Source organism: uncultured Pontibacter sp. (assembly GCF_947495565.1).
Classification (GTDB): domain Bacteria; phylum Bacteroidota; class Bacteroidia; order Cytophagales; family Hymenobacteraceae; genus Pontibacter.
Genome location: NZ_CANLZM010000003.1, coordinates 38142 through 55451 on the forward strand (window position 1 = coordinate 38142; position 17310 = coordinate 55451).

Sequence of the window (17310 nt, forward strand, 5' to 3'; positions counted from 1 at the left end):
AAGGTTTAGGCTTCAACGGTTATCTTGTCCAGGATGTAATTTGAGAAAGCAAGCAATTGCGGCTCCTCAAATGAGCGGGTCATTAACTGCAACCCGATGGACAGGCCGTTGGCATCGCGCCCCACCGGAATAGAGATGGCTGGCACGCCTGCAAGTGAGGCCTGGACTGTAAAGATATCAGCCAGGTACATGGCTAACGGGTTCGCTGTGTTTTCTCCTATTTTAAAAGCAGTAGTAGGAGCCGTAGGCAATATAAGGAAATCATATTGCTGCAGCAACTCGTCGGTCTTCTCTTTTATAAGGCGTCTCACCTTCTGTGCCTTGGTGTAATAGGCGTCATAGTAATCGGCGCTGAGAACAAAGGTGCCTAACACAATACGGCGCTGTACTTCCTGGCCAAAACCTTCGGCTCTTGTCTTCTTGTACAACGATGTAAGGTCCGTTACATTGTTTGAGCGATAGCCATACTTTACGCCATCGTAGCGGCCCAGGTTAGAACTGGCTTCTGCGGTAGTCAGGATATAGTAGGTTGGCACCATGAAATCCAGGTATGGGAAGTCCACAGCCTCTACTTCATGGCCTGCATCGCGCAGCATATCCTTTACACCAAGTATGGCGTCTTTTACTTCTGTTTCGAGACCTTCGCGCTCAAAGCAGTCGCGGATATATCCGATCTTATACTTCTTATCCGTTTGCAGCAGCTGGCTATAGGCTGGTACCTCGCGCTGGCTGGCAGTGCTATCCATGCCGTCTTGGCCGGCCATAACCTCTAGCAGCAGGGCCGCATCTTCTACGCTTTTTGTAATCAAGCCAATCTGGTCAAAAGAAGAGGCATAGGCAATAAGCCCGTAGCGGGAAATGCGGGAATAAGTAGGCTTTAGGCCAATAACGCCGCAGAACGAAGCTGGCTGACGCACCGAGCCGCCTGTATCGGAACCGATAGAGGCCAGGCAAAGGTCAGCTTGAACGGCTACGGCAGAGCCACCCGAAGAGCCGCCTGGCACTCGGGTATGATCATCAGCATTCAGCACATTCCCGAAGGATGAGTTTTCGTTAGAGGCACCCATTGCAAACTCGTCACAGTTCTGGCGGCCAATTATAACAGCATCCTCGGCCAGCAGGCGTTGTACCGCAGAAGCAGTATAAAGCGACTTAAAGCCGTTCAGGATCTGGCTGGAGGCTTGCAGGCTGTGACCTTCATAGGCTAGCACATCCTTTATACCTATCACCATACCTGCCAGCTTACCAGCCGCACCGTCTGCTAATTTTTTATCTACAACATCAGCCTGAGCCAATGCTTCTTTTTCAAAAACTTCCAGAAAGGCATTTAACTCGGCTCTCTCCTTAATATTCTGGAGGTATTGCTCTACTAATTGCCTGCACGAGACCTGGCCACCGGCAATGTCTGTGCGTATTTCGTGTAGCGAATTATACTGTCTCAATCTTCTTTGGACTTAAGATCGTCTTTAATGGATTGCTCTAGTTCGTGTCTAATGTTGTTTGTGGCGTCCTTAAACTCCCGCATACCTCGCCCTAAAGAGCGAGCCATGTTAGGAATCCTGTCTGCACCAAACAACAAAAGGATGGCGGTTAAGATAACCATCATCTCACCTCCTCCCAGGTCCCCCAGGAAGAGGAATATGATATTAAGGCACACGTGCTGCTACCTTAAAAACTATACTTCTGTGGGAAAGAAATTACTTTGTAGTGTTATTGTCGTCTTTTACCGAGCTCTCAATATCACTTTTGATCTCTTTGGTAGCGTCCTTAAATTCACGGATGCCGCGGCCAAGACCTTTAGCCAGCTCAGGAATACGTTTAGCGCCGAACAGTAACAGAATAGCGAATAAAATCAGAACTACTTCTGTACCGCCTAGGCCTCCAATAAATAAGAAAATGTTGGTGATACCCATGTCATTAATCTTTAAAAGTGTGTTACAAAATTAGGGTTAATATTTTAAATAAACCCATCTAAGATACGATAAGTTTAAAACCCCAGATTTAAGTACAAGTATAAATGCTTTACTTTTTTGGCTTAGCCCCAAAAAGCTGCCTCGTTTATAGCTTAAATTCAATACTAATCTTCTCTATGCTTTTACCATTTTCCATAATCAGGAAATAAGTCAAAAAATTTGTCCCATTAATGGAATACCCAAGGTGTAGATAGGTTTTGAGGTGTCTGATTATTAGTAGATTATGAAATTTATTTGTTTTGGCACACGACTTGTAATGTCAGATATCAAAGAAGGGAATAAAATAGTTTCATTCCTGTCTTTTTAATTAATAGAGCAGCTGTTAATTTTTAACCTTCAATGCAACTTTATTGCATTTGTTACTGTTTCAGAAATAAGAGCTAAATTCTGAAACTTTACTTTAAAATAGCAGTATAGCTATACAAAGATGCTTCAGTAAATAGCAATTAGTTTTTGCCTCAGTGTTGCATTTCTACAAAGGAGGTTGTAATTTAGTGATACGAAGTCTCAGCAGCCGGTAAGGCTTGCTTATAGATATAAATATTAAGTTTGTTTTCATAGCTTGGAAAGGCACCCTACACTGTGGGGTGTTTTTTTATTTTTACCCGGTGCTGTTCTGGATTATATCACAAACAGACCTTTAGTTATCAAGTTGGCTTGCCTGGGGGAGGCAAGCCAAATGAAGAAAGCCACAGCATTTGCTGTGGCTTTCTTCATTTACAGCAAGATATCTTTTGTTACGGTTTGGCAATCCAGCTTTCCGGGTTCATGTTTGAGCTGTTCTTCCAGATCTGGAACTGCAGTTCTGTTGTGCCGTCGCTGTCAGTGTAAACTGTGCCGATGGTGTCTTTCAGCTTTATACTTTGGCCAGGCTTCACTGTTACGGTTTTCAGCTTTGCGTAGACTGTAAAGTATTCGCCGTGCTGTACCATCACAATGTTGTTCATGCCTGGCACAGTTGCTACTGTTAGTACCTTACCCTCAAAAATGGCACGGGCTGTAGCGCCTTGCGCCGTTTGAATGTCTACACCACGGTTTTCTACTACCACGCCCTTTAAAACCGGGTGATTGTGGCGACCAAACTTTTGTGAAACAAAGCCGCGCTCTACTGGCCATGCAAGCCTGCCTTTGTTACCTGCAAAAGAGGATGAAATAAGTGCGGCTTCTGGTGTTAGTGTTACCTTGTTAGGGCTGCCGCTGGTTGCTTTGCCTGCCTCACGTGCTGCGCGCGCTGCACGGGCAATTTCTTCCCGCACTATGTCTGCAATCAGGTTGTCCAGTTTTTTTACCGCTTGCTGCCGCTCTGCCACTTCCTTCTTCAGGCCGCTTTCCTGCTGGCTTAGGCGCGATATCATCGTATCCTGCTGCTGCTTTAGGCCTTGCAGGTTTTGGCTTTCGTCCAACTGTTTGCCTAACAGCTTTTTCTTCTGATCCTTTTTAGACTCCAGCACAGCCAACTGGCCGTTTAGGGCAGCCTGTACTTTACTTATCTGCTCAACCTGCTTTTTGCGCGCCTCTGAGTACTGCTGCAGGTAGCGCAGGCGCATCACAAATTGGTTAAATGAGTCGGATGCGAACAGGAACATAAGCTTATTGTAACTGTTCGCTGTTTTAGATGCTGCGTACACCATGGTGGCATACTCTTCCTTTAGCTTCTGAAGGTCGTTTTGCAGTGCTCCTACAATACCTTCTGTCTCCTGTACATCAGACTCCAGTAAGTATATTTCGCGGGAGATGTTTTCTATAACGCCCTGCTGTACCGTTATTTTTTCTTTAATGGCGTTTAGCTGGCCAATAGAAGCTTGCTTCTGCTTCTTGGTTTGCTGCAGAATTCGGTTAGCTTCTTTTATTCGGTTGAGGTTTTCCTTTTTCTCCTTCTCTAGCTGCGCTTTAGACTTTGCTTTTTGGGCTACGGTAACAAACGGCAGGCTTAGCAGAAGCAAGAAAAAGGCTAATCTGTAAAGGGCCTTCATCAAAACGTATGGTTCTTCTTCTCTCAGTCTACAAATATGGTGAATCTAAAACGGAAGAACCAACAGGCCCTGAGATTTAATTAAATGTGAGGTGTTTATAGTCGCTTGGAACGCCAAACGGAAAGGAGAGAGGCTCCTCAGAAACGTTAACGCGGCTATGTTTTAGGGTAAAGTCTGAGACTTCGCCCTTTTGCAGTACCTGGGCCACCAACTCATAAGCAAAAGGCACTTGCCCAATGGCCTCAAAGCTATTATACTTTACAGTGATGGTATTGCCTGTGTTAATATCTTTAGCGTTTAGTTGCTCCAGTTTATTATTCAGGTTGCTGATGAAGTAGTCGAAGGTAAGGTTCTGGCGTTGCTGCTGTACATGGTGCTGCTGGTCCTGGCTCATGACTTTTTCTGAACCTATCGCCTGATAATTGCCTAACAGTATAGCCTGCAGTACCTCAAAATCAATATCTACCTGCAGTTTATTGCGCAGAAAACGGTAATCTGTGGCTGCATATTCTCTCTTAAGGCGGTTCATAAAGTATACCGAGTCTTGCGTCAGCATCATACGGGCAGCTTCAATGCCAAGCCCTGGAAGCACCGAAATCCAAATCACACTGTCTTTCTGCATGCGGATACTTACACCGGAGGACAGGTTGTCGTTTTTATCATTCAGGGTTACTTGGCCTTTGCTGGTGAGGTACTCGAAATCCAGGTTATCTACTTTTACAGCACCAATGGCAGTGGTGGCGGCAGTGGCGGAGGTAGGTACATTATCTTTCTTGCAGCTTGCCAAAAGCAGCAAGCCGAAAACTAAAAGCAATAGATGCTTACTCATAAAGTTTTTTCTCTTTTATCTTTCTGTCGATAAAGGCGGAGGCTTCGCCTTTAAGTTTGGCTTTTTGCCACTGGCTTACGGCTTCTTCTTTTTTGCCCAGTTTATACAGCACATCGCCGTAATGCTCTACAATAGTAGCGTCATCAGAAATAGCAACAGCCTGCTCCAGGTACTTGCGTGCATCTGTAAAGTTGCCCATTTTGTAGAGCACCCAAGCATAGGTGTCCAGGTAGGTAGGGTTTGTGGGGTGATTTTTTACCAGCCGCTCAGCCATTTGCTTGGCACGGTCCAGGTGCTCACCTCTCAGCGACAGGAAATAGCTGTAGTTGTTAAGCACGTGCTCGTTGTTAGCATCCTGAGCCAATACGGCATCATAAGCGGCATCAGATTTTTTAAAGTCATTTAGTGAGTTGTAGCCATCCCCCAACTGCATGTTAAATTGCATGGCTAACTCAGGTTCGTTTATGGATAGGCGTTTTCCGTACTCAAGTGCCTTTACGGCTTTCTCAAAATTCTTTTCTATCAGGTGACCTGTGCCGCTGTAAAACCAGAAAACAGCCTGGTTTGGGAACAACTCCAGCGCCTGCTCCGCATGCTTCACCATTTCAGAAGGTTGCTCTAACTCAGCATCCAGCAAAACAATCTGCTGCCAAATCTTAAAGTGTGAGTCATCCAGTTTTACCGCTTTGAGGTAATTATTGCGGGCTACCTCTTTTCTGCCGACAATTGTTTGCAGGTCTGCGGCTACGGCGTAGGCTTTGGCTTCCTCAGGGTGTGTTTCTATCGTTAAATCTACCAGATCTAAGGCTACAGGCTCAATCTGCGGGTTAGGCAGCTGCCGAATAAAATCTACAAGTATACGCACCTTGGTGTCAATGTCAAGGTCAGAGCTGGCAAAGGCTAATTTTACCTGCCGCTCCGACTCCCCCAGATCACCTTTCTGGCGCTTAAGGTCCGAAAGCATCAGGTGGGCAAACGGGTTGCCGGGCTCCAGGCGCAGTGCTTTATTTAAAGTATTGATGGCTTCATCAGGTCGGCGGGAGGCATTGTATAGCTCAGCCTGCGATAAAAAGTAGCGAACATCCGAAGGATTTGATTTCAGGAGTTTTTCGCCCTCGGCAATGGCTTTGTCAACATTCTTCTGGCGCAAGTATATTTGCTGGCGGTTAACCAGTAATTGCTCCATTTCGCCAAATTCCTTCTCTATGCGGTCGTAGGTGCGCAGGGCATCATCGTAGCGCGACTGAGACAAGTATAAATCGGCAAGGTTGAATAAATATTCGTTGGAGTTTGGAACGTTGCGTAACAGGTCATTGAATGCCTGTGCGGCAGCGTCGTACTGCTTTTGCTCTGTATGCAGTTGAGCCAGCAGCAGGTAATAGTAGGCGTTTTTCTTCTCCAGGTTTACAGCCGCCAGGGCAAAAGGCATAGCCGATTTTGACTCCTTCAGGTGCAGGTAGGTTTCGCCGATCTTATAGTTAAGTGCAGCATTGCCCGGAGTTACGGTATACGCCTTTTGAAAAAGCTGGAGGGCTTGTTGATAGTCCTCCAGCATAAAGTATTTCATCCCATCCAGAAACATCGCCTCACTTATCTGCCTGTCGCGCTCGTTTAGGGCCTGCACCTGCGGTGCTGGTGCCTCCTGTGCGGCTTTGGCTTTTTTCTTTTTTGAGGATTGTGCCGTGCTTTCTGCTGGGGCTATAAAAGCCAGGCAGCAGGTGGCAAGTATAATGTTTCTGAATGTAGTAGTCATGGTTTACTCCGCAAGTGTATTGTAGTCGCCAAGGCTGAGGTCAGACTGGCGCCCCTCATACACAACAAAGTTGCCGAGCATTGAGTTTGCAACGTTGCCGTTTTTAAGGGTGGTGTTCTCCTGAATAATGGAGTTGCTCACCACGGAGTTGGTTACGTTTGTGCCGTTGCCTATAGAAACATGCGGGCCAACCACCGAGTTGGTGATCTGTGCATTTTCGCCAATGTACACAGGCGGGATAATCACTGCGTTCTCCAGCTTCGCTGACGAGGCCACCAGGCCTTCCTCATCCTTTATATACTCTAAATAGCGTTGGTTAGTATAAACAGTTGCGTTTTTATTTCCGCAATCTAACCATTCAGAGATAACGGCAGGTATAAACTTAGTGCCTTTGTTCTTCATGTTCTCCAGGGCATTGGTCAGTTGGTACTCACCTTTATCCTTGATGTCGTTATCGAGCAGGTACTGCAGTTCGTCGCGCAGGTAAGCGCCATCGCGGAAGTAGTAGATACCGATAATGGCCAAATCAGAGATAAACTCCTGTGGTTTTTCTACAAAATCGGTAATCTCGTTGTTCTCGTTCAGCTTGATAACGCCAAACGGACGCGGATCCTCCACGCGCTGCACCCAAATAGTGCCGTCAGCATTGGTGTCGAGCTGGAAATCAGCCTTGAAAAGCGTGTCGGCAAAAGCCACAACTACTTTTCCTTCTAAAGACTCCTTGGCGCAAAGTATGGCATGAGCTGTTCCCAGCGCTTCCTCCTGGTACACAATTGTTCCTTTAGCGCCAATTTTAGTGGCGATTTCTCTTAGGTCGTTCTCCACTTCCTCACCGAAATGGCCGATGATGAATGCCACTTCCTCAATCGGCTCATGGCATACTTTAGCGATATCCTCCACCAGGCGCTGCACAATAGGCTTGCCCGCGATAGGTATAAGTGGTTTTGGAACTGTAAGAGTATGGGGGCGCATGCGCTTACCCATGCCGGCCATCGGTATGATAATCCTCATAGCTTTTTTATGGTTTCAAGTTTTATTTAAACTACAGCGCCTGCTGCAGCTATACTTTATTTAACAATAGATTTTTCTCTATAAGATGCTTTGTAAGTATAAGTTATACTTACTTGGTGCCGGTGCTGCCGTAGCCGCCCGCGCCGCGGTCGGTATCTTGCAGGCTGGTTGCCTCCTGCCACGCCACGCGCTCATACTTGGCCACTACCATCTGGGCAATACGCTCGCCGTCTTCCACCACAAAATCCTGATCCGACAGGTTAACCAGCAGCACTTTTATCTCGCCACGGTAATCAGCATCTATGGTGCCCGGGCTGTTTACAATAGAGATTCCGTGCTTATACGCCAGGCCGCTTCTCGGGCGAATCTGCGCCTCGTGCCCCTCTGGCAGCTCAATAAAAAGGCCTGTCGGGATGAGGGCGCGTTGCAGTGGCTTCAACGTAACGGCTGTCTCCAGGTTTGCCCGCAGGTCCATGCCCGCAGCGTGTATGGTTTGGTAACTCGGTAAATCGTGCTTAGATTGGTTAATGACGTTAACCGAAAGGATCTTGTTGTTCATCATCTTTAAATATATGCATTAAAGTTTAAGGAAGCCAGGGCGCTCCCGCAACCACACAATCGCCAGAAAGGCCCCGCATAATGCCAAGTGATAAGCATGGCGGAGCCAAAAGCCCTCAATGTCAATACCTAAGGCCAGCCACACCAGCCCAATTGCCAGCAACACATAGGCAAGTATACTTTTGGCCGGGTAAGGGATAGGATAGTGGCGCTGGCCCAAAATATAGCTCACCAATGCCATGCTAAAATAGCAGACAAGTGTGGCAATAGCTGAGCCCATATAGCCAAGTATAGGAATGAGCAGCAGGTTGAAAAGTACAGTGATGGCCGCGCCGCCGAAGCTGATGTAGGTGCCAAAGTGTGTTTTATCTGTCAGCTTAAACCATACCGAAAGGTTGTAGTACACACCCAGAAATAGATTGGCCAGCAGCAGCACAGGCACGATCATAAGGCCGTCCCAGTATTCAGGCCCGATAAAGTAAGCAAAATCTTCCAGGTTGGCAGAGATGAACAGAAATATGAAGGCGCAGAAAATCACAAACCACTTCATGACTGTGGCAAAGGTTTTCGGCGAGTCTTTATCTTTTGATTGTGAGAAGAAGAACGGCTCAGCCGCATACCGAAACGCCTGTATGGTAAGCGTCATGAAAATAGCGAGTTTATAGCAGGCACTGTAGATGCCGACAGCCGCCATATTGCTCATGCCTGGGTAAAAGTTCTCAGGCAGCCGCTGCTCCAGCAACAGCCTGTCCAGCACCTCGTTCACCATGCCAGCTAGCCCCATAAACAGCAGGGGGTAAGCATACTGCAGCATAGGCTTCAGTTGCTCCACATCCAGCTTAAACCGGAAAATGCGAAGTTCTTTCCATAGCATAGGCAACAGCAGTGCGTTGGCTACCAGGTTGATAAGGAAAATATAGCCTACCCCGAAATCAGGATCATAGACATAACTTACCAGCGGCCTTAGCTCCTGCAGGTACTTACCCTCATAGATATGACGGAAAAACACCAGGAAAAGCAGGTTGGCAGCTACTGTTATCAGGATGTTGGAAAGCTTAATGGAGGCAAACTTAATGGCCTTGTTCTGATGCCGAAGCCAGGCAAATGGTATCGCAACGATAGCGTCGATAGCCAGTACCAGTGCCAACCAAACAATATACTCCTTTTGGTCTGGGTAGCCGATGTAGCGTGCAATAGCACCAGAAGCCAGCAGCAGCACTGCCGTTAAAATTGCACTGCTGACGAGTATGGCGCTTAATACGCGGTTATATACTGCCTTTGCATCCGACTCGGGCCTATTGGCAAACCGGAAAAAGGCCGTTTCCATCCCATAAGTATACAGGATGTTAAAGAAGGCCACAAAGGCGTAGAGATAGGATACAATACCATACTCCTCAGGCAGAAAAACCCGGGTATAAACTGGTACTAGCAGGTAATTAAGCGCTCTGCCGACGATACTGCTTAAACCATAGGCAGCAGTTTGCCCGACCAATTTCTTGGCTATACTCATGTAATTTAGTTCAGGGTCGGGAGAGGCTTATACTTAGTTTCCTGCAAAGTTGGCCTTACGCTTCTCTATAAATGCGCTGGTTCCTTCTACAAAATCTTCGGAGGTGCAGCAGCGGGCAAACGCGTTGGCTTCTGTTTGGTAACCGTTTTCGTCGTTGTTGAATACAGCGTTCACACACTCAATTACTAACCCAATGGCCAGCGGCGCCTTGCTCATGATCTTCCCCATAATCTCCACGCACTTATCCATCAACTGCTCTTGCGGCACCACATGGTTCGCTAAGCCAAGCTGCAGGGCCTCTTGTGCATTTATCATGTCGGCGGTCATCATCAACTCTACGGCCTTACCTTTCCCGATAAGCTGTGTCAGGCGCTGAGTGCCGCCGTAACCTGGTATGATGCCTAAATTTACTTCCGGCTGACCGAATTTCGCATTCTCAGCGGCCACCCGAATGTGGCAGGCCATTGCTAACTCGCAGCCTCCGCCAAGGGCAAAACCGTTTACTGCGGCAATAACTGGCTTGTTGCTACGCTCAATCATAGCAAATACGTCCTGGCCACGCTCGGCAAAGCTACGGGCCGTTACCTCGCTCAGTTCAGCAATCTCGGAAATATCGGCGCCGGCCACAAATGCCTTCGGACCTGCTCCCGTAATAATAGCTCCTTTTATACTGGCGTCGTCATACACCTGCTGCATCGCATTTCTTATTTCCTTTACAGTATCTATGCTTAAGGCGTTAAGTTTGTCAGCGCGATTGATGGTGATGAATAGGATGCCGTTTTGCTGGTCTAGCAGCAGGTTTTCGTATATTGCCATATTGTTCAGTGTCAATTCTTGTGAGAATCTGTTTTCTTTGTCACAAATATAAGGATTTAGTTCAATTCGGAACAGCGGTTATAAATGCAGCACTTTTGTGGGGTAGGTTGAGAATACGGCGGGTGCATTGTTTTGGCTGCAGCTTCAGATGATTTTTTAACCCTAAGCATTTTATAGGAATGAGTTTCTTGTCTGAGTTTAAAAAGTTTGCTGTTAAAGGTAATGTAATTGATTTGGCTGTGGGCGTTGTAATTGGCGCAGCCTTTGGGGCCATTACCAAATCATTAGTAGACGATGTTATTATGCCGCCACTCGGCTTGCTAGTTAGTGGCATTGATTTTACAGCCATGCAACTGGTGCTGAAAGAGGCGGTGGTAGAGAACGGAGAGGTAGTTACAAAAGCAGTAGCCATACGCTACGGTAATTTCATGCAGGTTGTGCTTAACTTTCTGATCATTGCGTTCGCTATTTTTCTGCTTGTGCGCACTATAAACCGCATGCGCGAGCAAGAGGCCGCCAAGCCAGCCCCTGCAGTTAACAAGCAGGAGGTGCTTTTAGGCGAAATCCGCGACTTACTTAAAGGGCAGCAACCTGATGCCGCCGCAGAGCCTCATAACAAAATTGTATAAGTATAGTATTGATCATGTTTTTTGCTTTTTGCCGTTTTTTCTCACTCTTCTTCACATTTATACTTCTCTGCCTCACAGGCGCTATGGCCCAGTCTCCCGCTGATACAGTTAACATCTGGGACTTCGGCGGAATAGGTACCCTCAACTTTAGCCAGGTTAGCTTGTCTAACTGGGCAGCTGGCGGCCAAAATACTGTATCGGTGCTGGGCAACGCCAATTTGCACGCCAACTATGAGCAGGGCAAAAATACCTGGAACAACTCCCTGGACCTGACTTACGGGCTTGTGAAACTGGAGGGAAGGCGTGTTCAGAAAAGTGACGATAAGCTTGAGCTTAATTTGAAGTATGGTTACAGAGCTTCAAAAAGATGGTTTTACACCAGCCAGCTGAACGTTAAAACACAGCTAACGCCAACCTATACTATCACCCGCGATACGCTGCGGTCCAACTTCTTCGCGCCGGCTTTTATACTTGCCTCCCTTGGTATGGATTTTAAGCCGAATAACAAGCTGTCTGTTTTCATTTCGCCTTTTACAGGTAAGTATACCATTGTCTCGAGCCAGGTGCTGGCAGATAAAGGCGCTTTCGGAGTAGAGCCTGCCCAAAAAGATGTGGAAGGTAACATTGTTCCGGGCACAGGCAAGCACTTACGCAAGGAGTTTGGCGGGTACGTGAACGTGCGCTATAAAAATGAGGTTCTGAAGAATATCACCCTACAGTCTAAGCTGGACCTGTTCTCGAATTACCTGCGCAAGCCTGAGAATGTGGACCTGAACTGGGAGAACCTGATAAATTTCAAAGTTAATAAAGTAGTGTCGGCTAGTTTCTTTGCGCACATGATCTATGACGACAATGTGAAGGTAGATGTAGACCGCAATAACGACGATAAAGTAGATGGGAGAGGGCCACGCCTGCAACTGAAGCAGACACTCGGAATCGGAGTTTCGTACAAATTTAAATAGCAGGAATTTTCTGTTGCAGCTTTGCGTTTAATAAAAAATGTATACTTTTAGATAGTGCTTACGTTGTATACACTAAACATTAGCAAGCTGTTATGAAAAAACTAACCCTTTTGCTGTTTTCTCTTGGAATTGTACTTTTCTTGTCAGAGGCCAAAGCCCAGTCATCTTTAAGCAGCGAAAGTGGCAAGGATGAATTTTGGGGCACAGCCAAGGCTGAAACTAAAGGTACAGCTGTAGATGCGGTAGACCGCCGCGCCGCCGGATTGGACACACGTTACAATACCTACGAAGGCCAGTCTCGATCTAACTTCGCTAAAAGATCAATTGCCAATAGCAAACGCATGAAAGAGATCCTAAAGAAAGAAGATAAGATGATGAAGAAGCGAAAGCGCGACCGAAGCAGGCTTAAGCGTATGGGGCTTCTTCAAGGTCCTAGCAATTAATGTATCAAGAGAACCACGTTTAAAACAGAAAGGGCTGCCTGTATGGGCAGCCCTTTCTGTTTTAAACGTTCACTTATACTTTAGTTATACTTGTGTTAGCAGCTTCTTCCTTATCCCAACGTACCGTGAAGCTTTGTAAAAGTTAACAAGATTGTGATGAAGTGCAGCTGAAGTATAGTCTGTTTTGAACAGGTTCGTTCAGCTTAGCCATTTATACTTTAGCTGATGTTTGTACTTGTTAGCAGGTGCTAAGTTTACACAGCTTAAGCTGAAACAGTTGGCAAGCCACTTCACTTCATTATAACAAAAAATCCCCCTGCGGCTTTTAAGAGCTACAGGGGGATTTTTTGTTATATGCTACGCTTTATACTACAGCGTACGCTTCACTTCTTTCTCTACATAAGCTTCGATCACGTCACCTTCCTGGATATCATTGTATCCTCTCAAGCTGATACCGCACTCGTAGCCTTGTCTTACTTCCGCTACATCGTCTTTGAAGCGCTTCAGGGCAAGTATCTCGCCGTCATGCACTACGATGCCGTCGCGTACTAAGCGTACTTTAGAGTTACGCTGTATCGTGCCATCTGTCACCATACAGCCGGCTATGGTACCCACCTTTGTGATCTTGAACACCTCACGTACTTCTACGTTACCGGTAATCTCCTCTTTCAGGGTAGGGGCAAGCATGCCTTCCATGGCGTCTTTCACCTCATTAATGGCGTCGTAGATGATAGAGTACAGGCGCACATCAATTTGCTCCTGCTCTGCCAGCCTTCGTGCGTTTACAGACGGACGAACCTGGAAGCCGATGATAATGGCATCAGATGCTGAGGCAAGCAACACGTCAGACTCTGAGATTGCGCCCACGCCTTTGTTGATGATGCTCACCTGAACCTCAGGAGTAGACAGCTTCAATAGGGAGTCGGAAAGTGCCTCTACGGAACCGTCCACGTCACCTTTTACAATCACGTTCAGCTCCTTAAATGTACCGATTGCCAAACGACGACCGATCTCATCAAGTGTGATATGCTTACGTGTGCGCAGGCTTTGCTCACGCTGCAGTTGCGATCTGTTAGAAGCAATTTCTCTGGCCTCACGCTCAGAATCCATTACCAGGAACTTATCACCTGCCTGTGGCGCTCCATCCAGACCTAGTAACTGTACCGGTGTAGAAGGGCCAGCCTCTTTCATTTTCTTGCCACGGTGATCTGTCATGGCTTTTACTCTACCGTAGTGAGAGCCTGCCAATACAACATCACCTATTTTAAGGTTACCGGTCTGTACAAGTACAGTGGCAACATATCCGCGCCCTTTATCTAGGGAAGCTTCGATTACAGTACCGATAGCCTGGCGCTCTGGGTTAGCTTTCAGCTCAAGAAGTTCTGCCTCAAGCAATACTTTCTCCAATAGGTCAGGTATACCTTGTCCTGTTTTGGCTGATACTTCCTGGGCTTGGTATTTACCACCCCATTCCTCAACCAGAACGTTCATTTGGGCAAGCTCCTCACGAACTTTGTCCGGGTTAGCACCTGGCTTGTCAACTTTGTTCAGAGCAATGATGATTGGAGCGCCCGCAGCCTGTGCGTGGTTGATGGCCTCTTTCGTCTGTGGCATCACAGAGTCGTCAGCGGCTACCACAATAATAACAACGTCTGTTACCTTGGCACCACGGGCACGCATTGCCGTAAAGGCTTCGTGACCAGGTGTATCCAGGAAGGTAATGGTACGGCCGCTCTCCGTCTGTACCTTATAGGCACCGATGTGCTGCGTAATACCACCGGCCTCACCGGCTGTAACGTTGGCGCTACGGATGTAGTCAAGTAGGGAAGTTTTACCGTGGTCAACGTGGCCCATGATTGTTACAACCGGGGCACGCTCTTTCAGGTCTTCCTCGTTCTCCTCTACAATATCCTCTAAGCCTTGTTCTTCCTCTGTCGTGATGAACTCTACATTATAACCAAATTCATCAGCAATGATGGTGATAGCTTCGGCGTCGAGACGCTGGTTGATGGATACGAACATACCAAGCTGCATGCAGACCTTGATTACGTCGTTCACGCTTACATCCATAAGAGCAGCCAAGTCGTTAGCCGAAACGAATTCGGTTACGCGCAGGGTCTTAGACTCTGCCTGCTCCTGCATGCGGCGCTCTTCGGTTGCATCGGCAATAGCCGAACGCTTCTCACGGCGATACTTGGCACGGTTACCTCCGCCTCCTTTGCCTCCGCTAAGCTTAGCAAGGGTAGCTTTAATCTGCTCCTGAATTTCCTTATCCGTAACCTCCGTTTTCTCAGCTCTGGCTGGTCTGCCTTTGCCGCCGGTTGGTTTTGGAGGGCGCTGCTGGCCACCGCCTGGGCGTCCGCCATGCTGTTGGGCAGGCTGTATCGGGCGCTGGTTGCCTTGGCCTGGACCTTGTCCGGCACCCTGCTGCTGGCCACCTTCGGTAGCCACCATAATGCGCTTGCGTTTTTTCTTCTTGCCTTTGCGATCATCGGATGAGGCAACAGGCTTTGCGCCTTTTCTGCGCGACTCTACTGGCAGTTCAATTTTGCCAAGTACAGTAAGACCTTTTAGCTGGTCTGCTTTTGCTGTAATCTTTTCTATGTCTTCTTTTGTTTCTGTGCTTTTGTTTGCCTCTGCAGGTGCGGCCGGTTGCTGTGGCTCCTTCTCTGCTGCGGGCTCTTTTGGTGCTTGTTCAGTTGGCTTCTCAGCGGCTGGTTTAGCAGGGGCCTCCGGCTGCTGCTTTGGCGCTTCCGGCTTCTGAGGCGTGGCAGGCGCTTCAGGGGCTTTAGCGACAGGTGCTGCTGCAGGCGTTTCCGGCTGTTTAGCTGGTTCCTCGGCTTTTGGTGCTTCCGGAGCTGGCTTCGCTGGTTCTTCGGCTTTAGGGGGCTCCGGAGCAGGTGCAGGAGCTGGTTTTGCTTCTACTTTTGGTGCTTCCGGCTGTTTAGCTGGTTCCTCGGCTTTTGGTGCTTCAGCTGGCTTTACTGGCTCTGGCTCTTCGGCTTTAGGGGCCTCTGGAGCAGGTGCCGGGGCTGGTGTTGGTTGCTTAGCAACAGGTCTGCCTTTTGCATCCAGCTCTATTTTGCCTAGCACTTTAATGCCTGGCAGCTTAGATGCAGGTTCTGCAGCAGGCTCCTCTTTCTTAGGCGCGGGCGCTTCAGGCTTTTTAGCGTTCTTAATAAGAATCTCTTCCTCGGGCTCACTCGCTTTTTTCGGCTCGTGTGCAGGCTCCGACTCAATTACCTGGTTGCTCTGCGGCTTCTTACCAATGTTAATTTCATCTGCCTCCTGCTTTTCTTGCATAGACGCAGCGAATTCTTTAGCCAGCATACCGAACTGCTCTGCCGTGATTTTGGTGGTTGGTTTATTTTCCACCTCAAACCCTTTAGCAGAGAGGTAATCCACAATAGTAGATGTACCAATGTTTAAAGTAGTCGCAACCTGTTTAAGCCTCCTTGTTTTTTCTTCTGCCATTTTTGTTCTAATATGCTGTCTTATTTGTTCTGTATTAAAGTATAGCTGCCTTACCTAGAAGGTATAAGTTGTGCCCCACGTCTAAGTTTTCTCAAAATTAGCGCAATGGAGCACAACTCACAACTATTGATTATCTTCTTCTTCCAACTCTTCGCGGAGGATCGAGAGCACATCATCTATGGTCTCTTCCTCTAGCTCTGTGCGGCGAAGCAGATCTTCTTTGCTAATGGCCAGCACACTTTTAGCAGTGTCCAAACCAATACGGCGAAGTTCTGCAATTACCCAGTCTTCGATCTCATCTGTAAACTCTTCCAGGCTGATATCTTCCTCGTAGCTTTCAGACTCACGGAACACATCAATCTCCATATCTACCAAACGGCTGGCCAATTTAATGTTCTGGCCTCCTTTACCGATAGCAAGAGATACCTGGTCGGGCTTCAGGAACACTGATACGCGACCTGCCTCCTCGTCTATCTTCATGCTGCTGATCTTAGCCGGGCTAAGCGCACGCTGAATGTATAGCTCCAGGTTTTCTGTATAATTGATCACGTCAATGTTCTCGTTCTCCAGCTCGCGCACGATGCTGTGTATACGGGAACCTTTCATACCTACGCAGGCACCCACCGGGTCGATACGGTCATCGAAAGACTCTACGGCTACTTTTGCACGTTCGCCTGGCTCGCGCACAATTTTTTTGATAGCGATCAGTCCGTCAAAAATTTCCGGAACCTCATTCTCAAACAAACGCTCCAGAAAGGTAGGAGAGGTGCGCGAAAGTATAATTTTCGGGTTACCGTTTACAATCTCCACACGCTGCACTACCGCTCTTACTACGTCACCTTTACGATAACGATCTTTCGGGATCTGCTCCGCCTTCGGGATAAGCAGTTCGTTTTCCTCCTGGTCTAACAGTAACACTTCGCGGTTCCATACCTGGTATACTTCACCAGAAATGATCTCGCCAACAAGGTCTTTATACTTCTGGAACAGTAATTCCTTCTCCATGTCCTTGATGCGCTGAATCAGCGTCTGGCGTGCAGTAAGTACAGCTCGGCGGCCAAAATCCTCCAGCTTCACCTCCTCTGATACTTCCTCACCAACCTCAAAGTCCGGCTCAATCTTGCGGGCGTCAGACAACGCTATTTTATCGTGGTCCCAGATGTCCTCAGAGTTGTCGTCCACAATCTCGCGGTTACGCCAAATCTCCAGGTCTCCCTTCTCCACATTCAGGATGATGTCGAAGTTCTCATCGGTGCTCCACTTCTTGCGGATCATGGTGCGGAACACATCCTCCAGGATGCGCATCATGGTCGGGCGGTCTATGTTCTTGAATTTCGCAAATTCAGCGAACGACTCGATCAGGACTGAACTGTTCATTA

The 17310-nt window shown here is 47.7% G+C and carries 15 protein-coding genes; 3 read left to right on the plus strand and 12 right to left on the minus strand.

The window, feature by feature from the left end; all coding sequences use genetic code 11:
* Window positions 1-5: 5 nt before the first annotated feature.
* From gatA to Q1B04_RS04900, 10 genes are all read right to left on the minus strand, one after another.
* Complete coding sequence (gene gatA, locus Q1B04_RS04855) at window positions 6-1442, minus strand: Asp-tRNA(Asn)/Glu-tRNA(Gln) amidotransferase subunit GatA (protein ID WP_299756271.1); 1437 nt, start codon at window positions 1440-1442, stop codon at window positions 6-8.
* The gene (locus Q1B04_RS04860; protein WP_299756273.1) at window positions 1439-1657 is read right to left on the minus strand and encodes a twin-arginine translocase TatA/TatE family subunit; all 219 of its coding nucleotides are present in this window, start codon (window positions 1655-1657) and stop codon (window positions 1439-1441) included. Before Q1B04_RS04860 ends, gatA begins: the two co-directional genes overlap by 4 nt.
* 40 nt (window positions 1658-1697) lie before the next feature.
* A complete protein-coding gene (gene tatA, locus Q1B04_RS04865) occupies window positions 1698-1913 on the minus strand; it encodes a twin-arginine translocase TatA/TatE family subunit (protein ID WP_299756276.1) in 216 nt (71 codons plus the stop codon).
* A 797-nt stretch (window positions 1914-2710) separates the two neighbouring features.
* Window positions 2711-3946, minus strand: a complete 1236-nt coding sequence (locus Q1B04_RS04870) for a peptidoglycan DD-metalloendopeptidase family protein (protein WP_299756279.1) — start codon at window positions 3944-3946, stop codon at window positions 2711-2713.
* 76 nt (window positions 3947-4022) lie between these two features.
* Complete coding sequence (locus tag Q1B04_RS04875) at window positions 4023-4775, minus strand: DUF4292 domain-containing protein (protein WP_299756281.1); 753 nt, start codon at window positions 4773-4775, stop codon at window positions 4023-4025.
* On the minus strand, window positions 4768-6528 hold the full coding sequence (locus Q1B04_RS04880; RefSeq protein ID WP_299756283.1) for a tetratricopeptide repeat protein: 1761 nt from the start codon (window positions 6526-6528) through the stop codon (window positions 4768-4770). Before Q1B04_RS04880 ends, Q1B04_RS04875 begins: the two co-directional genes overlap by 8 nt.
* 3 nt (window positions 6529-6531) lie before the next feature.
* The gene (locus Q1B04_RS04885) at window positions 6532-7539 is read right to left on the minus strand and encodes a sugar phosphate nucleotidyltransferase (protein ID WP_299756285.1); all 1008 of its coding nucleotides are present in this window, start codon (window positions 7537-7539) and stop codon (window positions 6532-6534) included.
* A gap of 109 nt (window positions 7540-7648) precedes the next feature.
* Complete coding sequence (dut, locus tag Q1B04_RS04890; protein WP_299756944.1) at window positions 7649-8098, minus strand: dUTP diphosphatase; 450 nt, start codon at window positions 8096-8098, stop codon at window positions 7649-7651.
* Window positions 8099-8116: 18 nt separating this feature from the next.
* On the minus strand, window positions 8117-9607 hold the full coding sequence (locus tag Q1B04_RS04895) for an oligosaccharide flippase family protein (RefSeq protein WP_299756287.1): 1491 nt from the start codon (window positions 9605-9607) through the stop codon (window positions 8117-8119).
* Window positions 9608-9640: 33 nt separating this feature from the next.
* Window positions 9641-10423, minus strand: coding sequence for an enoyl-CoA hydratase-related protein (locus Q1B04_RS04900; protein ID WP_299756289.1), 783 nt, complete (start codon window positions 10421-10423; stop codon window positions 9641-9643).
* Between the two features lie 179 nt (window positions 10424-10602).
* Between Q1B04_RS04900 and mscL the strand changes: the two genes are divergently transcribed.
* The 3 genes from mscL (at window position 10603) to Q1B04_RS04915 (ending at window position 12457) form a co-directional block, all read left to right on the plus strand.
* Window positions 10603-11052, plus strand: coding sequence for a large-conductance mechanosensitive channel protein MscL (gene mscL, locus Q1B04_RS04905; RefSeq protein ID WP_299756292.1), 450 nt, complete (start codon window positions 10603-10605; stop codon window positions 11050-11052).
* A 14-nt stretch (window positions 11053-11066) separates the two neighbouring features.
* Window positions 11067-12014 carry a DUF3078 domain-containing protein gene (locus Q1B04_RS04910; protein ID WP_299756294.1) on the plus strand — a complete coding sequence of 316 codons (948 nt, stop codon included), beginning with the start codon at window positions 11067-11069 and terminating at the stop codon, window positions 12012-12014.
* Between the two features lie 92 nt (window positions 12015-12106).
* A complete protein-coding gene (locus Q1B04_RS04915; RefSeq protein WP_299756296.1) occupies window positions 12107-12457 on the plus strand; it encodes a hypothetical protein in 351 nt (116 codons plus the stop codon).
* 369 nt (window positions 12458-12826) lie between these two features.
* Here Q1B04_RS04915 and infB read toward each other — a convergent pair whose 3' ends face one another.
* Window positions 12827-15931, minus strand: coding sequence for a translation initiation factor IF-2 (gene infB, locus Q1B04_RS04920; RefSeq protein ID WP_299756299.1), 3105 nt, complete (start codon window positions 15929-15931; stop codon window positions 12827-12829).
* A 123-nt stretch (window positions 15932-16054) separates the two neighbouring features.
* On the minus strand, window positions 16055-17308 hold the full coding sequence (gene nusA, locus Q1B04_RS04925) for a transcription termination factor NusA (RefSeq protein ID WP_299756302.1): 1254 nt from the start codon (window positions 17306-17308) through the stop codon (window positions 16055-16057).
* Window positions 17309-17310 lie beyond the last annotated feature (2 nt).